Origin of the sequence: Ferrovibrio xuzhouensis, assembly GCF_042648965.1 — a bacterium.
Taxonomy (GTDB): domain Bacteria; phylum Pseudomonadota; class Alphaproteobacteria; order Ferrovibrionales; family Ferrovibrionaceae; genus Ferrovibrio; species Ferrovibrio xuzhouensis.
In genome coordinates this window covers 45,994-62,792 of sequence record NZ_JBHRYJ010000008.1, presented here as the reverse complement: position 1 = coordinate 62,792, position 16,799 = coordinate 45,994, and the positions used below count along the sequence as shown (strand labels likewise).

Annotated in this window: 14 protein-coding genes; 8 read left to right on the top strand and 6 right to left on the bottom strand. The window is 66.4% G+C overall.

Annotated features, from left to right (window positions below; genetic code table 11):
- Positions 1-18: 18 nt before the first annotated feature.
- From ACFOOQ_RS22335 to ACFOOQ_RS22320, 4 genes are all read right to left on the bottom strand, one after another.
- Complete coding sequence (locus ACFOOQ_RS22335) at positions 19-2,784, bottom strand: ATP-binding protein (RefSeq protein ID WP_379729926.1); 2,766 nt, start codon at positions 2,782-2,784, stop codon at positions 19-21.
- Positions 2,784-3,047, bottom strand: coding sequence for a hypothetical protein (locus tag ACFOOQ_RS22330; RefSeq protein WP_379729925.1), 264 nt, complete (start codon positions 3,045-3,047; stop codon positions 2,784-2,786). The genes ACFOOQ_RS22335 and ACFOOQ_RS22330 overlap by 1 nt, the downstream gene beginning before the upstream one ends.
- A gap of 7 nt (positions 3,048-3,054) precedes the next feature.
- A complete protein-coding gene (locus ACFOOQ_RS22325; protein ID WP_379729924.1) occupies positions 3,055-3,453 on the bottom strand; it encodes a response regulator transcription factor in 399 nt (132 codons plus the stop codon).
- Between the two features lie 116 nt (positions 3,454-3,569).
- Complete coding sequence (locus tag ACFOOQ_RS22320; protein ID WP_379729923.1) at positions 3,570-5,111, bottom strand: helix-turn-helix domain-containing protein; 1,542 nt, start codon at positions 5,109-5,111, stop codon at positions 3,570-3,572.
- 190 nt (positions 5,112-5,301) lie between these two features.
- On the opposite strand from ACFOOQ_RS22320, the gene ACFOOQ_RS22315 reads away from it, so the two are divergent.
- From ACFOOQ_RS22315 to ACFOOQ_RS22285, 7 genes are all read left to right on the top strand, one after another.
- Complete coding sequence (locus ACFOOQ_RS22315; RefSeq protein WP_379729922.1) at positions 5,302-6,642, top strand: substrate-binding protein; 1,341 nt, start codon at positions 5,302-5,304, stop codon at positions 6,640-6,642.
- Between the two features lie 35 nt (positions 6,643-6,677).
- On the top strand, positions 6,678-7,556 hold the full coding sequence (locus ACFOOQ_RS22310; protein WP_379729921.1) for a branched-chain amino acid ABC transporter permease: 879 nt from the start codon (positions 6,678-6,680) through the stop codon (positions 7,554-7,556).
- A gap of 2 nt (positions 7,557-7,558) precedes the next feature.
- The gene (locus tag ACFOOQ_RS22305; RefSeq protein ID WP_379729920.1) at positions 7,559-9,400 is read left to right on the top strand and encodes a branched-chain amino acid ABC transporter ATP-binding protein/permease; all 1,842 of its coding nucleotides are present in this window, start codon (positions 7,559-7,561) and stop codon (positions 9,398-9,400) included.
- Entirely contained in the window at positions 9,397-10,095 is a 699-nt protein-coding gene (locus ACFOOQ_RS22300; RefSeq protein WP_379729919.1) for an ABC transporter ATP-binding protein, read from the top strand. The genes ACFOOQ_RS22305 and ACFOOQ_RS22300 overlap by 4 nt, the downstream gene beginning before the upstream one ends.
- Positions 10,096-10,433: 338 nt before the next feature.
- The gene (locus tag ACFOOQ_RS22295; protein ID WP_379729918.1) at positions 10,434-11,255 is read left to right on the top strand and encodes a motility protein A; all 822 of its coding nucleotides are present in this window, start codon (positions 10,434-10,436) and stop codon (positions 11,253-11,255) included.
- Positions 11,248-12,051, top strand: a complete 804-nt coding sequence (locus ACFOOQ_RS22290) for an OmpA/MotB family protein (protein WP_379729917.1) — start codon at positions 11,248-11,250, stop codon at positions 12,049-12,051. Before ACFOOQ_RS22295 ends, ACFOOQ_RS22290 begins: the two co-directional genes overlap by 8 nt.
- On the top strand, positions 12,048-13,268 hold the full coding sequence (locus ACFOOQ_RS22285; protein WP_379729916.1) for a hypothetical protein: 1,221 nt from the start codon (positions 12,048-12,050) through the stop codon (positions 13,266-13,268). Before ACFOOQ_RS22290 ends, ACFOOQ_RS22285 begins: the two co-directional genes overlap by 4 nt.
- A gap of 10 nt (positions 13,269-13,278) precedes the next feature.
- Here ACFOOQ_RS22285 and ACFOOQ_RS22280 read toward each other — a convergent pair whose 3' ends face one another.
- Both ACFOOQ_RS22280 and ACFOOQ_RS22275 read right to left on the bottom strand, forming a co-directional pair.
- Entirely contained in the window at positions 13,279-13,653 is a 375-nt protein-coding gene (locus ACFOOQ_RS22280; RefSeq protein ID WP_379729915.1) for a Zn-ribbon domain-containing OB-fold protein, read from the bottom strand.
- 5 nt (positions 13,654-13,658) lie between these two features.
- Positions 13,659-14,828, bottom strand: a complete 1,170-nt coding sequence (locus ACFOOQ_RS22275; RefSeq protein ID WP_379729914.1) for a thiolase domain-containing protein — start codon at positions 14,826-14,828, stop codon at positions 13,659-13,661.
- A 134-nt stretch (positions 14,829-14,962) separates the two neighbouring features.
- On the opposite strand from ACFOOQ_RS22275, the gene edd reads away from it, so the two are divergent.
- Positions 14,963-16,795, top strand: coding sequence for a phosphogluconate dehydratase (gene edd, locus ACFOOQ_RS22270; protein WP_379729913.1), 1,833 nt, complete (start codon positions 14,963-14,965; stop codon positions 16,793-16,795).
- Positions 16,796-16,799 lie beyond the last annotated feature (4 nt).

Here is a 16,799-nt window from a genome sequence, read left to right as displayed (position 1 = left end):
TGCACGGCTGAGTGTCGTTTACGTCCCGGCGGCGCGCGCCAGTCTTGCCTCGCTGCCGGTTGCACCGGCGGCCGGCAGGCGCACCACGAAGACGGCGCCGCGGTCGCCGGAGTCTTCCAGTTTCAGACTGCCGCCCAGACGCTGGATGATGCCATGCGAAATGGCGAGGCCAAGGCCGCTGCTGCCATGGTGTTTGCGCCGGCCGCTCCAGCCGCGTGAGAATTTCCCGAACAGCAGGTCGCGATCCTCCGGTGGAATGCCGGGGCCATTGTCGCGCACACGGATTTCCACCGTCATGCCGTCACTGGCGGTACCGCCCTCGACCCAGATCGCCGGGGCGGCGCTGTCGTTATGGCGGATCGCATTCGAGATCAGGTTGATGAAAACCTGCTGCAGGCGGTCGGCTTCCACCCGGACCGGCAGCGCCGCATCGCCGAGCGCATCGATCAGCTGGGCATTGTGGCTTTTGGCGAGGCCAGCCATGGCGGCCATGGCCTGACGGGCAATCTGTGCCGCATCGGCCGCGCTGAGCGGCCAGTCGACCTGGTCGTTCTCCACCCGGTTGAGATCGAGGATCTCGTCGAGCAGGCGGGTCAGACGTTCGCTTTCCTGCTGGATGATGCCGAGGAAGCGTTTGGTCTGGGGATTCTCGATGTCCTGCGCGTTGGCGAGGATCTCGGCGAATGAGCGGATCGAGGTCATCGGCGTACGCAGTTCGTGGCTGACCTGGCTGAGGAAGTCGTCCTTCATCATGTCGAGCTGGCGCAGCTGCTCGTTGGCGCGGCGCAGTTTCTCGGCGGTTTCTTCCAGCTCGTGCGACTTGCGCTCCAGTTCGCGGCTGTAGCGGATCGCCTGCTTGGTTTCGTCGAGGATCGAGATGACGGCCTCGACGGTGATGGTCTCGCCCATGACGATGCGCGAGACCAGCGTGCGGGCCGATGCGGCGCCGACGCTGCTGGCGAGCTGGCGTTCGACATAGGCGATCAGTGCCGGATCGGGCACCGGCAGGTCGTCCTTGCGGCCCTGGCTGCGGGCGTAGTCGCGGAAGATCCGGTGCGCGCGTTCATGGCCGAGAATGCTCTGGGTCAGCCGCAGCAGGTCGTCGGCATGGGCCGAACGCTGCAGCGCATTGTCGACATTTTCGGCGCCGCGCTCGAAGATGTCGACGAAGATGGCACTCTGCAGCTGTTCGATCGGCGACTGCGTGGTCAGCAGCGAGACGCCGACATAGGCGGCGATGTTGAACGACAGGCTCCAGAACAGGCCGTGCACCAGGCTGTCCCAGCCGCCGAGGCCGAACAATGCGTCGGGCTTCAGGAAGGTCAGGCCCCAGGGGCCGCTGCGCACCAGTTCGAACAGCGGCGAGCCGGGGATGGCGAAATTGGGCAGCAGCAGGGCATAGATCCAGACTGCGAAGCCGACCAGCAGTCCGGTGGTGGCGCCGCTCTTGGTGGCGCCGCGCCAGAACACGCCGCCGAGCAGGGCCGGCAGGAACTGCGCCACGCCGGCAAACGATACCAGCCCGATCGAGGCGAGCGGATCGGCCGAAGTGATGGTGCGGTAATAGACATAACCCAGCGTCAGGATGGCAACGATGCTGAAGCGGCGCACCAGCAGCAGGGTCCGCGAGAAATCGCCGCTGCCCGGCGGCGTGAAATACGGCAGCCGCAGCAGCAGCGGCGTGACCAGATGGTTCGAGATCATGATCGACAGCGCGATGCTGGCCATGATCACCATCGAGGTTCCGGCCGACAGCCCGCCGATGAAAGCCAGCAGCACGAGATAGTCCTGATTGTAGGCCATCGGCAGGGTCAGCACGTAAAGGTCCGGGTTCATCCCCTCGGGCAGACGGGTGACCCCGGCGATGGCGATCGGGATGACGAACAGGCTGAACAGCAGCAGGTAGAGCGGAAACACCCAGGAGGCCGTGGCCAGGTGGCGTTCGTCGGAATTCTCGACCACGGCGACCTGGAACTGGCGCGGCAGGCAGATCATCGCGGCGGCCGACAAGAAGGTGGTGGCGATCCAGCGCGGCTCGAAACCCTCGCCGAACACATAGAGGCGCTGCAGCGACGGCGCCTGCGCGGCATGATGGAACAGGTCGGCGATGCCGTCGTTCAGGCCATACAGTGCGAAGATGGCGATGGCGCCGAGGCTGAACAGCTTGACCATGGATTCCAGCGCGATGGCGGCGACCACGCCGGGATGGCGCTCGTCGGCGCCGAGATTGCGGGTGCCGAACAGGATCACGAAAGTGCCCATGCAGATCGCCACCCACAGGCCGGTATCGCCGGACAGGCTGGTCTCGCCGAGCTGGGTCAGGCCCGGCATGGTATGGTCGCTGACCGCGTTATAGGCGGCCGCGACGGCTTTCAGCTGCAGCGCGATATAGGGGGTGACGACGACGACGGCGATCACGGTGATCAGTGCCGACAGCGAGGCGCTCTTGCCATAGCGGGCCGAGACGAAGTCGGCGATCGAGGTGATGCGCTGCGCCTTGCTGATGCGGATCAGCTTGCGCAGCAGATACCACCAGGCCATCAGGGCGAGCGTCGGTCCGATATAGATCGTCAGGTATTCGAGGCCGCTGCGCGCGGCCGAGCCGACGGCGCCGAAGAAGGTCCATGAGGTGCAGTAGATCGCCAGCGACAGCGTGTAGCTGATCGACGAGCCGATGAAGCGGCGCGAACCCTGCGCGGCACGATGGTCGGTGAACCAGGCCAGCAGGAACAGGCCGCCGAGATACAGGCCGGCGACGACGACGATGGTGCCCGATGCCAGCATCAGTCCGGATCGTCGCGGTCGCCGGTGGCATCCTGTGGCGCCGGCCCGGCCGCATCGGCGGCCGGCGGGATCAGCCGGCGGGCGAGCAGCGCGGTCAGCAGGATGCCGAGGAACCAGGCGCCGAAGATGTAGAGATGCATGACCGGAATGCCGAACAGGAAATCCGCGCGGTTGAAGATGCGCAGATAGGGCGGCATGAACAGGATCACGCCGCCGAGCGGCAGGATGACGGCAAGCTCGCGGTAGCGCCGTCGCGCCGCCATCGCCGGCCTAGTTCCGCGCGGCGGGCTGGTCCGGCTGGACGGCCCCGATCAGCCGGGTGACCCGGCTCACCAGATCGCGGTTGGAAAACGGCTTGGTGACGAAATCGTCGACGCCGAGATCGGTCATGCGGCGGCGGTCGGCCTCCTGGCCCTTGGCGGTCAGCGCCAGCACCGGCAGCGCCTTCAGGTTCTGCGCCGAGCGGATGCGCGACAGCACCTCGAAGCCGTTGGCCGAGGGCAGCATGATGTCGAGGATCAGCAGGTCCGGCTTTGCATCGGCAATCGCCGGCATGACGGCGGCGCCGTCCTCGACGGCGGTGACCTGATAGCCCTGATGCGACAGCAGGAAAGTAATCGCCTCGACGATATACGGCTCGTCCTCGGCGACCAGAATGCGCCCAGACATGAACGTCCTCCACAGAAGCCGGTTCTCGTTTTTGGGTGGTCCGGCTTGCCCGCAGGCTAGCATGCCGGGGGAGGCCGGTCGAGGCCGGCTGACGTGGCAGTCAGTCGAGTCCGTGATCAGCGGGGCGTGGGGGCCAGAACCGGCGGATAGGCGCGCTGCGGGCAGCCGGCCCGGCTGCAGGACCGGCAGCCGATCCCGGTGGCTGTGGCGGCGGCGCGGCTGCCGCCGAACAGGTCGCCATAGACGATGCGTGGGGCATAGGCCGCGTCGCAGCCGAGCATGACACTGAACAGGGTGCCGGGCTCGCCGTAGCCGACCGCGCGCTTGGCGACACAGCGGGCGACCAGCAGGTAATGCTCGCCGTCCGGCATATGGGCGAGCTGGGGGACGATGCGGTCGGGGGTACGGAAGGCGCCGTAGAGCGGCCACAGCGCGCAGCCCCCGCTGTAGCGCGGCATGCGCAGGCCGGGGATGCTGAAGCGCTTCGACAGGTTGCCGGCCGGGTCGCTGCGCAGGAAGGCGAACGGGATGCCCTCGGCACCGGGGCGGCGCAGGGTGACCAGCCGGTGCGCGGTCTGCTCGAAGCTGCCGCCGAAATGATGGGCCAGCCGCTCGATGTCGTAGCGCCAGTCCTCGGCGGCGGCGAGGAACGGCGCATAGGGAAACAGCAATGCGCTGGCCAGGTAATTGGCGAGCGCCCGCCGGCCGGTGGTGCGCGCCTGCTCGCCGGTCAGCAGCGGCGAGGCCTGCACGATATCCGACAGCAGCGCGGCATGATCCTGTTCGACCAGATGGCGAGCCAGCAGGAACCGGTTGCTGACCGCCGAACGGGCGGAATCGAGCCGGATGACGCCGCTTTCCGGCGTGTCTGCCGTTTCCGGCATGGCAGTGACGCGGATGCCGTGCCGGCTTTCCAGCCGTGCGGCGATGGCCGTATCGGTAATCCGGTCATTCTGGCCGATCAGCCCACGCAGGGCGTCCGCGGCGTCTTCCAGTTCGGGGAAGTGGTTGTTGTGATAGACGAGGAAATCGTCGACCTCTTCATCGGGCGAGATGCCGGCCGCCTGGCCCGGCGTGGCGCTGAGCAGTTCGATCATGGTGCGCGCGCCGGAACCGAGTGCATCGGCCTCGGTGGCGATGATGCCGGAAAACCGCCGCTGCGATAGTTCGTCGAGTTCACCATGTTCGCGCAGGATTTCGGCGAAGGCGCGGATCGAGGTGATGCGGGTCAGCACCGCATGGCTGAGTTCGATCAGGGCCGGGTTCTGGCTCAGCCGGTCCGACAATGCGGCGGCGGTTTCCGAGGCTTCGCGATAGCTGCGGTGCAGTTGCAGGAAGGCGCGCGCCCAGGCCGGCGCGCTGCCGACGAAATCCAGCACCGCCTCGGGCTCGGCCGTCGGCAGGCCGGCATGGGTGCGGGCGATTTCCATCAGGTCCTGGGCGAGGCGGGTATTGGCGGCACCGCTCAGGCGGCCGGCGTCGGTGCCGAGCGCGGCGGCGATGCGGTTGAGCAGGGCGCCGGCGATCGGCCGTTTGTCGTGTTCGATCAGGTTGAGGTAGGAGGTCGAGATGCCCGCAGCCTGGGCCAGCGTCCTCTGCGTCAGGCGCTTTTTCTGCCGTTCTTCGCGGATCTGGCGGCCGATGGGCAGGCGGGACATGTGCGCTTTCCGATGTGCGATTTGTAAATAAATTTACATAGTTAATACCGATAAATCAACATTTTTACTAAAGTTTTCAAGACGGGCAGGCTGTTCTTGCAGTGTCTCCGGGCCCTCCCTAGACATAGACCGCAGTGTGCCGGTGGCCTGCGCTGCCAAGGCACGAAAAGCAAAAATGGGAGGAGTACCAATGACCGTATTCGACAAGCCGCTTTCCCGCCGCATGGTCCTCAAGGCCGGTTCGGCCCTGGCCGGTGGCGCCCTGCTGCCGGCGGGTCTGGTCCTGCCGGCGCTGGCGGCGGATCATCCCGCACTCGGCACCTATCCGGCCGGTTCCTCCGGCGATTCCGTGTTCGTCGGTGTCTCGGTTCCCCGCACCGGCACCTACGCCGCCGCCGGCGAGGATCTGATCAAGGGCTATGAGCTGGCGCTTGAGCATCTCAATGCCGGCCACGAGCTGATGCACAAGATTTCGCCCAACATCAAGAAGGGCGTGCTCGGCAAGACCGTCAAGCATGGCGTCGCCGACAGCGAAGCCAAGCCGAATACCGCCGTCCAGGCGCTGTCGAAGTTCATCAGCGAGAACAAGGCCGTGATGATGACCGGCTCGGTGTCGAGCGCCGAAGCGGTCGCCGACAACAAGCTGGCCGAGCGCGAGAAGGTCATTTACCTGCCGGGCATCACCGGCTCGAACGACACCACCGGCAAGGATTGCGTGCGCTATTCCTTCCGCGAGTGCTTCTACGCCGAGACCGCTGCCAAGGCGATTGCCCCGGTGCTGATCAAGAACCTCGGCAAGAACAAGAAGATCGCCTTCCTGACCCCCGACTACACCTACGGCCATACCGTGCGGCAGTCGATGGAAGAGCATCTCAAGGCCGGCGGCTGGACCGTCGCGACCAACCAGATCTCGCCGCTCGGCACCACTGATTTCAGCTCGTATCTGCTGAATGTCGCCAACAGCGGCGCCGACGTGGTGATCAACATCAACTTCGGCCGTGATGCCGTTCTCTCGATCAAGCAGGCCAAGGATTTCGGCATCATCGGCAAGATGAAGCTGGCGGTCCCGTACATCTCGCCGTTCCTGGCCAAGGAAGTCGGCCCCGAGATCATGGAAGGCGTGTTCGCCGCCACCGATTACTGGTGGACGCTCGAGGACAAGTATCCGCTGGCCAAGATGTTCAACGCGGCTTTCCGGGCCAAGTACAACTACAACCCGGAATGGGGTGCCAACCTGGCCTACATGCAGATCGCCATGTGGGCGGATGCCGTCGAGCGCGCCAAGTCCTTCTATCCGCCGGACGTGATCAAGGCCTACGAGGCCGGCTTCAAGGTGCAATCGACGGTGGGCGAGGTCTGGTTCCGCGGCGCCGATCACCAGCTGGTACGGCCGGTCGTCATCATCCGCGCCAAAAAGGCGTCGGACATGAAGGGGGCGGACGATTACTACGATGTGGTCGACGTGGTCGCCGGCGAGGGCCTGATGCAGGCGCCCGACGCCTTCGGCTGCAAGCTCGGCGATTACGTCTGATCGTCTCCTGAAATCGTGATCCGTGTGCGGGGTTGATGATGCTCTCGTGGCCTAATTTCATTTCGCAGATGTTCAACGGGCTGGTGCTCGGTGCCTTGCTGGCGCTGATCAGTTCCGGCCTGACGATCATCTACGGCACGCTGGGTGTCCTCAACCTCGCGCACGGTGCGATGTTCATGATCGGCGGTTATGCCGGTTTTGTTGCCTACCAGTTGACCGATTCCTACCTGATTGCCGTCGCCGCCGGCGCCATCTTCGTGATGTTCGTCGGCATCGTGATGGAGCGGCTGATTATCCGGCACTTCTACAGCCGGCCGCATGAGGACCAGATCCTCGTCACCTTCGGCCTCGGGATCGTCTATGTCGAGGTGATCCGGTTCTTCTTCGGCAGCCTGTCGAAGTCGGTGCCGGCGCCAAGCTGGGCGACCGGCATCACCAATCTCGGCTTTATGATCTATCCGACTTACCGCCTGGCGGTGATCGGTATTGTCGCCGTCGCGTTGATCGCGCTGTATCTCGTGCTCTACCGCACCCGGCTCGGCATGATCGTCCGCGCCGGCATCGAGGATGCGGTGATGGTCGACTCGCTCGGCATCAATGTCTACCGCATCTTCATGGTGGTCTTCGGCATCGGCGCCATGGCAGCGGGCTTTGCCGGCATCGTCAACGTGCCGGTGGCACCGATCACGCCGGATATCGGCGAGGCGATCCTGGTCGAAGCCTTCGTGGTGGTGGTGATCGGCGGCGTCGGCTCGTTTCCCGGCGCGGTGCTCGGCGGACTGATCGCCGGCGAAATCCTCAGCATCACGGCAATGTTCGATCCCAGCCTGTCGCAGGCGATGCTGTTCGCCGTGATGACGCTGGTTCTGGTGGTGCGGCCGCACGGACTGCTCGGCTCGCAGGGACGGTCGTAATCATGGCTAAGCGCAAGTTGTTCCGCCGGGGCTGGTTTCCGGACGCCCTGACGGCGCTCGGCCTGCTGGTCGCGCCCTATATCCTGCCGTTTGCCGGCTTCGTGCCCGACACCATGAACCGCATCCTGGTGTTCGGTCTGTTCGGCATCGGCTTCGACCTGCTGTTCGGCTTTACCGGCCTGTTGTCCTTCGGCCAGTCGGCCTTCTTCGGCACCGGCGGCTTCTTCGCCGCCTACCTGCTGACCCGGGCCGGGCTGTCCAGCGTGGTGCTCGGTCTTTTTCTTGGCACCGTGGTGGCGGCGATTACCGGCTATCTGGTCGGTTTCATCGCGCTCCGCCGCACCGGCATTTATTTCGCCATGATCACGGTCGCGATCGCCGAGGTGTTCTTCTTCGTCGAGAATTCGCCGCTGTCGGCGGTGACCGGCGGCGAAAACGGCCTGCCCGGCGTGCCGGCGCCGACCTTCTATCTCGGGTTCACGACCATCGAGATCACCAGCGGCTGGTCGATGTACGGCTTCATTGCCGTCTGCTATCTGATCGGCATGGTGATTGCGCGGCAGATCGTGCGCTCGCCGGTTGGCCATATTCTGGTGGCGATTCGCGACAATCCGCAGCGCGCTGCCGCGGTCGGCCATGACGTGCAGAAATACAAGCATCTGGTGTTCGTCATTGCCGCCGCCTATGCCGGCCTCGCCGGCGGCCTGCTCGGCGTGCTGCAGGGCTACATGCCGCCGGAGGCCTTCACCTTCGATACCTCGGGCCAGCTGGTCATGCAGACGGTGATCGGCGGTCTCGGCACGCTGTTCGGTCCGCTGGTCGGCGCCACGGTGTGGCTCTACCTGCGCGACTTCCTGCAGGGACCGCTGGGGCTTGGGGCCTCATGGAAGCTGGCGCTCGGTATCATTTTCGTGCTGCTGGTCTGTTTCCTGCGTCGCGGCATCATTGGTGCGATCAAGGATCTCTGGATACTGTCCACGGCGCGCAACAGCGCCGAACCGGAAGCCGATCCGGCCGCAGTGGTCTCAACGGCGGATGTCGCCATGGCGACCCCGCTGCCGCCCAGCAGCCATGCATTGGCCAGTTCCTCGGGACCGATCCTGCAGGCCAAGGGCATGACCAAGCGCTATGGCGGCCTGGTCGCCAATGGCGATATCGACTTCACCGTGCAGCATGGCGAGTTGCGGGCGGTGATCGGGCCGAACGGCGCCGGCAAGTCGACCTTCTTCAAGCTGCTGACCTGCGAGGTGGCGCCGACGTCCGGCACCATCGTCTTCGAGGGCCGCGATATCACCGGCATGAATGTCACCGATGTCTGCCAGCTCGGCCTGACCAAGAGCTACCAGGTCAACCAGCTGTTCAGCAACCTGACGGTGCGCGAGAATCTGACCATCGCGGCGCTGGCCGAGAATCGTGGCCGCTTCCGCATGGACGTGATCCGTAACACGGAGAGCCTGCCGGGCGTCGACAAGCATGTGACGCATACCGCGGCGCTGGTCAATCTGACCCATCGGCTCGATGTCGCGGTGTCCGCTCTTGCCTATGGCGAGAAACGCCGGCTTGAGATCGGCCTGGCACTGGCGACCTCACCGAGCCTGCTGCTGCTCGACGAACCGCTGGCCGGCATGAGCCCGAGCGAACGCGTCGAAACCGTCAAGCTGCTGAAATCGATCCGGCAGGGCCGCACGCTGGTCATCATCGAGCATGACATGGATGCGATCTTCGAAATGGCCGAGCGCATCACCGTGCTGCACGAAGGCAAGGTGCTGGTCGAGGGCACGCCGGCGGAAATCCAGGGGAACAAGATGGTGCAGGAAGCCTATCTCGGCGGGGTGCTGGAATGAGCCTGCTCGAGGCGAGGTCGCTCAACACCTATTACGGGGATTCCCACATCCTCTTCGATGTCTCGCTGCGGGTAGAGCGCAACGAGGTGGTGGCGCTGCTCGGCCGCAACGGCGCCGGCAAGAGCACCACGCTGAAAAGCCTGATGGGCGTGGTGCGTCCGCGCAGCGGCTCGGTGATCTTCGACGACGCCGATGTCACCGGCAAGCCGAGTCATGCCATCGCGCTGGCCGGCATGCAGCTCGTCCATGAAGAACGCCGCATCTTCGGCAGCCTGAATGTCGAGGAGAACCTGGTTCTCGCCGGCCTGACGGCGCAGAAGAAATGGCCGCTGGACCGCATCTACGAGATGTTCCCGCGGCTCAAGGAACGCCGCACCAGCCGCGGCACCGACCTGTCGGGCGGCGAGCAGCAGATGCTGGCGATCGCCCGCGCGCTGATCCGCGATCCCAAGATCGTGCTGCTCGACGAGCCCTTCGAGGGGCTGGCACCGGTGATCGTGCATGACCTGATGCAGGCCTGCCGCAACCTCGCTGCCGCCGGCCAGACCATCGTGCTGGTCGAGCAGAATCTGGCGGCGACGCTGGCGCTGGCCCAGCGGGTCTATGTGATCAACAACGGCCATGTGGTGCACGAGGCACCGGCCGGCGAGATCAAGCAGCAGCCGGAAATCCTGCAGCGTTACCTCGGCGTCTGACCCGGCGCGGGCTTTCCTTTTCCGGACGACGGATGAACCGGCGGGCAGCTTGCACGCCGGATGAACGGGTGTTGCCGAAAAGATATTTTCCTTTCTGCTTTTTTCGTGGCTTGATTGGCATCAAGTTCAATCTTGCACAGGTTGTGCAGTATCCCGGTGCCGCCGTCAGCCCGCAGGCTGCATGCCTGATATGTGGCGATTACGGTATTTTCGGGAGTTCAGGGAAAGCAGTACCACCATGTCGGGTAATTTCGTCCGATCCCCAGCCGGACGGGATAAGGGACTTCTCTGTGGTTGCAGATTCCGCGTCCCCCTGACGGGGCGGGGCAGGCTGTCCCATGGCTGATCGCAACCCTGGCGCCGGGCGGCCAGTGGCCCGCAGCGGCATGCGCATCAACGTCGTCACGGTGGTCGGCCTGGTCGGCGCGGTGTCGCTGCTGTGGTTCGTGCTGGCCAGCGAAGGCGACATGCTGCGCTACCTGAATCTGACCGGTTTCGTGATCGTCTTCGGCGGTGTCGTGGTGGCCGCGCTGATCGCCTTCCAGGGGCGCGAGCTGCTGGCCGCCCTGCGCGCCTTCGGTGCCATTTTCCGCGCCGATCCGGGCATGCGGGCGGAAATTGCCGAACTGATCGAGGTATCGCGCCTTCTGGCGCAGAAGAACATCCACGCCGCCGAGGCGCGGACGGCTCGCATTGCCAGCCCCTTCCTGCGGCTGGGCCTGCAACTCGTCGTCGACGGCACGCCGATGGACGACCTGATGCACATCATGAACTGGCGTATCCGCAAGATGGCGGAGGTGGAGAGCGCGCAGGCGCGGTTTTTCCGCACGCTCGCCGCGCTGGCGCCGGGTTTCGGCCTGCTCGGCACGCTGGCCGGCATGGTGGCGATGCTGCGCGAACTCGGCACCGGCGACATCGCCCGGGTCGGCAGCGGCATGGCTGTGGCCATGCTGGCCACCCTGTATGGCGTGGTGCTGTCGAACCTGATCTTCAAGCCGATCGCGATCAAGATCGAGCAGCGCACCCAGCGCCGCGTGGCGACCCTGAATATCCTGCTGGAAGGCATCATGCTGGTCTCGCTCGGCCGCTCGCCGACCGTGGTCACCGATGCCATGCAGGCCTTCATCAACGAAACTCGCGACGAGATCTACAATGTCTGACCGGCCGATCCCGATTCGCCGGGCGCCAGAAAACCGCAAGGGCGGCGAGGCGGTGCGGCGCATGATGGCGATGGCAGACGTGCCCCATGAAGCAGGGGCCGGAGAGGAGTCGGAAGACTGGGTCGTCAGCTACATGGACATGGTCACCCTGCTGATGATCGTGTTCCTCACGCTGGTGGGCATGCTGTGGATCGACAAGAAGACGCGGCCGACGGTAGTGAACGTGCTGCAGATCGAGACCGGACAGATGCCGCGCCGGGATTTTGCCGATGCGGCACCGGCGATTTCCGCGGTGCCGCAGCCGGCGCAGGCTGTACGTCCGTTGCCGGAGAATGTCTCGATCACGCCGCAGACCCGCGGCCTGGTCGACCGCTGGGTTGCCGCCCTGCAGCAGAACAATCTCGATGGCCAGGTGATTCTGCAGGTGGAGGAGCGCCGCGTCAGCCTGCAGATCCGCGACCGGCTGCTGTTTCCCTCGGGCCAGATCGACATCCAGCCGGGTGGTGACCAGATGATCCGACGGCTGGCCGCGATGCTGCGGACTCTGCCCGGTACGATTTCCGTTGAGGGCCACACTGATGACGTGCCGATCCATTCCGACCGTTTCCCGTCGAACTGGGAGCTGTCGGCCGGCCGGGCCGCTTCGGTGGTGCGGGCCTTGGTGGAAAACGGTTTGCCGGCGCAACGGCTGCGCGCGGTCGGCTATGCCGATTCGCGGCCGATAGCCCGGGGCGCCGATGCGGACAGCCGGGTGCAGAACCGCCGCGTCACCCTTGTCGTTGAGGATACCAGATGAGCGAAGCCGACAAAAAAGCGGCCGCCGCGATCAGCTCGCGAACCCTGCCGCTGCCCCAGCTCGCCCTGCGCCTGAAACAGCAGCATGCCGGACAGGTTGCCATCCTGGTCGACCTGTCCGCGATCCCGGCCATTCACAGCCGGATCATGTTCCGCAGCATGGCCCGGTTCATCGAGGAGCATACCGCCGACCAGCCGATCGACGCCGTGCCGCTGGCGCGCAATATCCTGGTCATGCTGGCGCCGCCGGATGCCGCTCAGCGCCTGCGCAGCCGGCTGGAGGCGCTGAGCGCCCAGCTCATGGAACACCGGCATGGGGCCATCCGGTTGCGGCTGTTCGCCATCGACAGCCAGGCCGAGCAGTTCGCCGCCACCGCCCGCGACCTGATGGGGCAGGCGCCGCCGCCGCCGTCGGAGCGCCTGCTGCCGCTGCGTGACGAGCCGCCGCCGGATCTGGAGGCGCTGACGCGGGTGATCGACCTGAATCGCGCCCTCTGGCAGGCGGACCTGTCGAGCCTGAGCCGCCGGCAGGTCATCTGGCAGATGCGTCCGGGCGCCGATATCGCGGCCTTCGCCGAGGAGACCTGGGTCTCGATCAGGGCGCTGGAACAGGCTCTCGGCCTGTCGCTGCAGGATGACATCTGGCTGTTCGGTAAGACCACGGAGTTGCTCGACCAGCGGATGATTTCCCAGATCGCCGGCGACGAGGGCAGCCTCGACTATCCGCTGTCGGTCAACTTCCACCTCGCGACCCTGGTCAGCACCGCCTTTCATCGGCTGGTCAGCGACAAGCCGGCGGGACAGGTGGCCCGGCTGATCGCCGAGGTCCCGCTGGTCGAATGGCAGCTCGACGGCAAGCTGCGGGAGACGGCGGTCGGCCTGCTGCGCCGCCATGGCATCCGGCTCTGCCTCGACGGCATCCAGCCCGGCGATGTGGCGGCGCTGACCGATGCCGACTGGGACGGAGCGGACCTGCTGAAATTCGACGCTGCGGGGCCCGTTGCGGCGACGCAGCAGGCCGCGCTTGCGGCCCTGCCGGAACAGCGCCGGGCGCTGCTGGCCCAGAAAGGCATCCTCTGCCATTGCGAGGACGAGGCGACCGTGGCCGGTGGTCTCGGTCTCGGCCTGCAGTATTTCCAGGGCCGTGGCCTGACGCCGCTGCTGGAAGATGACGCGGCGCTGGAGCGCCTGTTCGGCCGCGCGCCGGAAAGCGCCTAGGCGGCCGGCCTCAGACGGCCGGGCGGAAGACCGGCACGGCAGAGCCGTCCGGCTGTTCGCGGAAGGCGACCTTGACCCGCTGGCCGATGCGCAGGCCATCGAGGTCGGCCTCGACGATGTTGGTCATCAGCGATACGCCCTCGTCCAGCGTCACGTAAGCGATGGCATAGGGCGTGGCCACGCGGCGCATCACGCTGTAGCTGTAGATCACGCCGGTGCCGGGGCTGTCCTGCCAGACCGTCTTGTCGCTGAAGCAGATCGGGCAGAGCGTGCGCGGATACCAGTGCACCTTGCCGCACGCGGTGCATTTGCGCACCAGCAGGCGGTGGTCGCGGCAGGCATCCCGGAAGGCCGCAGTCTCGGGATTGGAGGGGAGAGTGGTCATGGCGGTCACTCCCGTTCCAGGATCAGCGTGGCGCTGCCATGCCGGGTGCCGAGCGAGCCGCCGGTCCCCTGGGCCAGCGCCAGGTCGCAGTTCGGCACCTGCACCTTCGGATGCGCCTCGCCGCGCAACTGCCGCACCGCCTCGATCACCTTGGTCATGCCGCCGCGATTGGCCGGATGGTTGTTGCACAGCCCGCCGCCGTCGGTGTTGAACGGCAGCCTGCCGGTGCCCGAGATCAGGTTGCCGTCGGCGACGAAGCGGCCGCCCTGGCCCTTGTCGCAGAAGCCGAGGTCTTCGAGCTGCATCAGCACGGTGATGGTGAAGCTGTCGTAGATCGAGGCGTATTTGATGTCGGCCGGGGTCACGCCGGCCTCGGCGAAGGCGGCCGGCCCGGACCAGCGCGCGCCTGAATACGTCAGGTCGATCTGGCCGCCCATCTGGTGCTTGGGCGCCTCGCCGGCGCCACGGATGCGCACCCGCGGCCGGTTCAGGCTTTTCATCACCTCGGGCGCGACCACGACGAGCGCGCCGCCGCCATCGCTGATCACGCAGCAGTCGAGCCGGTGCAGCGGATCGGCAATCATCGGGGAGTTGACCACATCCTCCACCGTGACCACATCGCGCAGCATGGCATGGGGATTCCACTGGGCGTGATGCGAGGCGGCCACCTTGATCCAGGCGAGCTGTTCGCTGGTGGTGCCATACTCATGCATGTGCCGCATGGCGCACATGGCATACATGTTGGCCACCGTCGGCCCGTAGGGCAGCTCGAAGGGCACGTCGGGCGCGGCGGCATTCCACACCCGCGGCGCCGTACCGGTCGCCATGCCCTCGGCGCGCGGCCGGCCAGCCAGCGTGATCAGCGCCACGCTGCATTTGCCGGCGGCAATCGCCTGTGCGGCGTGGCTGACATGGATGAGATACGACGAGCCGCCGGTATCGGTGGAATCGACATGGCGCAGCTTCAGGCCCATGTAGTCGGCCATGTTGAGCGGGCCGAGGCCGGGGGCGTCGCCGGCGCAGAAATAGCCGTCGACGTCGTCCTTGCTCAGGCCGGCATCTTCCAGGGCGCCCTTGGCCACTTCGGCATGCAGCTGGGCCAGCGACTTGTCGTCGGCCTTGCGGGTGGGATGCTCGAAGGCACCGGCGATATAGGCCCTGTTCCTGATGCTCATGACGGCGCCCCGGATCGGTCTGCTACTGTGACAAGCCAGTTTACGCATTTGCGGCGTGCTGGAAACAGCCCCGGCAATGCCCTACCGTTAGGGCCCTACCGTTAGGGAAAGCGGCCGTCCCGAGGAGTTGAAGCATGACCAGCCCCCTGCATCCCGTCATCGCCGCCGTCACCGACCGCATCCGCGACCGCAGCCGCGACAGCCGCACCACCTATCTCGACGACATGGCGCAGGCGGCCGGGCAGGGTGCGCCGCGCCATAAGATCGGCTGTGCCAATCTCGCCCATGCCTTCGCCGGCTGTGCCGCCGACGACAAGGCGGCGCTGCGCGGCGAGGCGGCGCCCAGCATCGGGATTGTCACGGCCTATAACGACATGCTGTCGGCGCACCAGCCGCTGGAGCGTTTCCCCGAGATCATCCGCCGCGCAGCGCGCGCCGCCGGCGCGGTGGCCCAGGTCGCCGGCGGTGTGCCGGCCATGTGCGATGGCGTCACCCAGGGCGAGGCCGGCATGGAACTGTCGCTGTTCAGCCGCGACGTCATCGCGCTGGCCACTGCGGTTGCCCTGTCGCACAACACCTTCGATGCCGCGCTCTGCCTCGGCGTCTGCGACAAGATCGTGCCCGGCCTGCTGATCGGCGCCGCCCGCTTCGGCCATCTGCCGGTGATCTTCGTGCCCGGCGGGCCGATGCCGTCCGGCCTGCCGAACAGCGAAAAGGCGCGCCTGCGCCAGCTCGCCGCCGAGGGCAAGCTCGACCGTGCCGGCCTGCTGGAGGCCGAGGCGCGTGCCTATCATGCGCCCGGCACCTGCACCTTCTACGGCACCGCCAATTCCAATCAGATGCTGATGGAGATCATGGGCCTGCATCTGCCGGGCGCCAGTTTCGTCAATCCCGGCGATCCGCTGCGCGACGCGCTGACCGCCGCGGCCACCCGGCGCATCGTGATGCTGGCGGCATCGGGCAGCGAACCGACGCCGCTGGCGCAGGTGCTGGACGAGCGCGCGTTTGTGAACGGCATCATCGGCCTGCTGGCCACCGGCGGCTCGACCAACCATACCCTGCACCTGGTGGCGATGGCCGCGGCGGCCGGCATCCGGCTCAACTGGCAGGATTTCAGCGAGCTTTCTGCCGTCATCCCGCTGCTGACCCGCATCTATCCGAACGGCACGGCGGATGTGAATGCCTTCCAGGCCGCCGGCGGCATGGCGGTGCTGATCGGCAGCCTGCTCGACGGCGGCCTGCTGCATGGCGATGTGCAGACGGTGGCCGGCCCCGGCCTCGACCGCTACCGCCAGGTGCCGGCGCTGGAGGAAGGCGGCGGCGTGGTGTGGAAAACCGCCGGCGGCGCCAGCCGCGACCGCGACGTGCTGCGCACCGTCGATGAGCCCTTCGCCGCCGATGGCGGCCTGAAGCTGCTCAGCGGCAATCTTGGCCGCGCGGTGATCAAGACTTCAGCCGTGAAACCGCAGCATCGCATCGTCGAGGCGCCGGTGCGCATCTTCCACGACCAGGCCGACCTGCAGGCGGCCTTTGCGCGCGGCGAGCTCGACCGCGACTTCATTGCCGTGGTGCGTTTCCAGGGCCCGCAGGCCAACGGCATGCCGGAACTGCACAAGCTGACCCCGCCGCTCGGCGTGCTGCAGGATCGCGGCTTCAAGGTGGCACTGGTCACCGATGGCCGCATGTCGGGAGCGTCCGGCAAGGTACCGGCGGCGATCCATGTCACCCCCGAGGCGCTCGATGGTGGCATGCTGGCGCGCCTGCAAGACGGCGACATCCTGCGCCTCGATGGTGAAGCCGGCGTGCTGGAGGTCAGGCTGACCGAGGCCGAACTGCAGGCCCGAGAAGTAGCCAGCCTGCCGCCGGCGATGCAGCGGACCCAGGGCGTGGGCCGCGAACTGTTCGGCCTGTTCCGCCGCAACGTCGGCGCCGCCGAGGCCGGCGCCAGCATTTTCGCGGCGGCCTGAACGG

Coding starts and splice junctions, on each gene's coding strand:
- ACFOOQ_RS22335 (WP_379729926.1), bottom strand. CDS start 2,784: ATGCTGGCATCGGGCACCATCGTCGTCGTCGCCGGCCTGTATCTCGGC.
- ACFOOQ_RS22330 (WP_379729925.1), bottom strand. CDS start 3,047: ATGGCGGCGCGACGGCGCTACCGCGAGCTTGCCGTCATCCTGCCGCTC.
- ACFOOQ_RS22325 (WP_379729924.1), bottom strand. CDS start 3,453: ATGTCTGGGCGCATTCTGGTCGCCGAGGACGAGCCGTATATCGTCGAG.
- ACFOOQ_RS22320 (WP_379729923.1), bottom strand. CDS start 5,111: ATGTCCCGCCTGCCCATCGGCCGCCAGATCCGCGAAGAACGGCAGAAA.
- ACFOOQ_RS22315 (WP_379729922.1), top strand. CDS start 5,302: ATGACCGTATTCGACAAGCCGCTTTCCCGCCGCATGGTCCTCAAGGCC.
- ACFOOQ_RS22310 (WP_379729921.1), top strand. CDS start 6,678: ATGATGCTCTCGTGGCCTAATTTCATTTCGCAGATGTTCAACGGGCTG.
- ACFOOQ_RS22305 (WP_379729920.1), top strand. CDS start 7,559: ATGGCTAAGCGCAAGTTGTTCCGCCGGGGCTGGTTTCCGGACGCCCTG.
- ACFOOQ_RS22300 (WP_379729919.1), top strand. CDS start 9,397: ATGAGCCTGCTCGAGGCGAGGTCGCTCAACACCTATTACGGGGATTCC.
- ACFOOQ_RS22295 (WP_379729918.1), top strand. CDS start 10,434: ATGGCTGATCGCAACCCTGGCGCCGGGCGGCCAGTGGCCCGCAGCGGC.
- ACFOOQ_RS22290 (WP_379729917.1), top strand. CDS start 11,248: ATGTCTGACCGGCCGATCCCGATTCGCCGGGCGCCAGAAAACCGCAAG.
- ACFOOQ_RS22285 (WP_379729916.1), top strand. CDS start 12,048: ATGAGCGAAGCCGACAAAAAAGCGGCCGCCGCGATCAGCTCGCGAACC.
- ACFOOQ_RS22280 (WP_379729915.1), bottom strand. CDS start 13,653: ATGACCACTCTCCCCTCCAATCCCGAGACTGCGGCCTTCCGGGATGCC.
- ACFOOQ_RS22275 (WP_379729914.1), bottom strand. CDS start 14,828: ATGAGCATCAGGAACAGGGCCTATATCGCCGGTGCCTTCGAGCATCCC.
- edd (WP_379729913.1), top strand. CDS start 14,963: ATGACCAGCCCCCTGCATCCCGTCATCGCCGCCGTCACCGACCGCATC.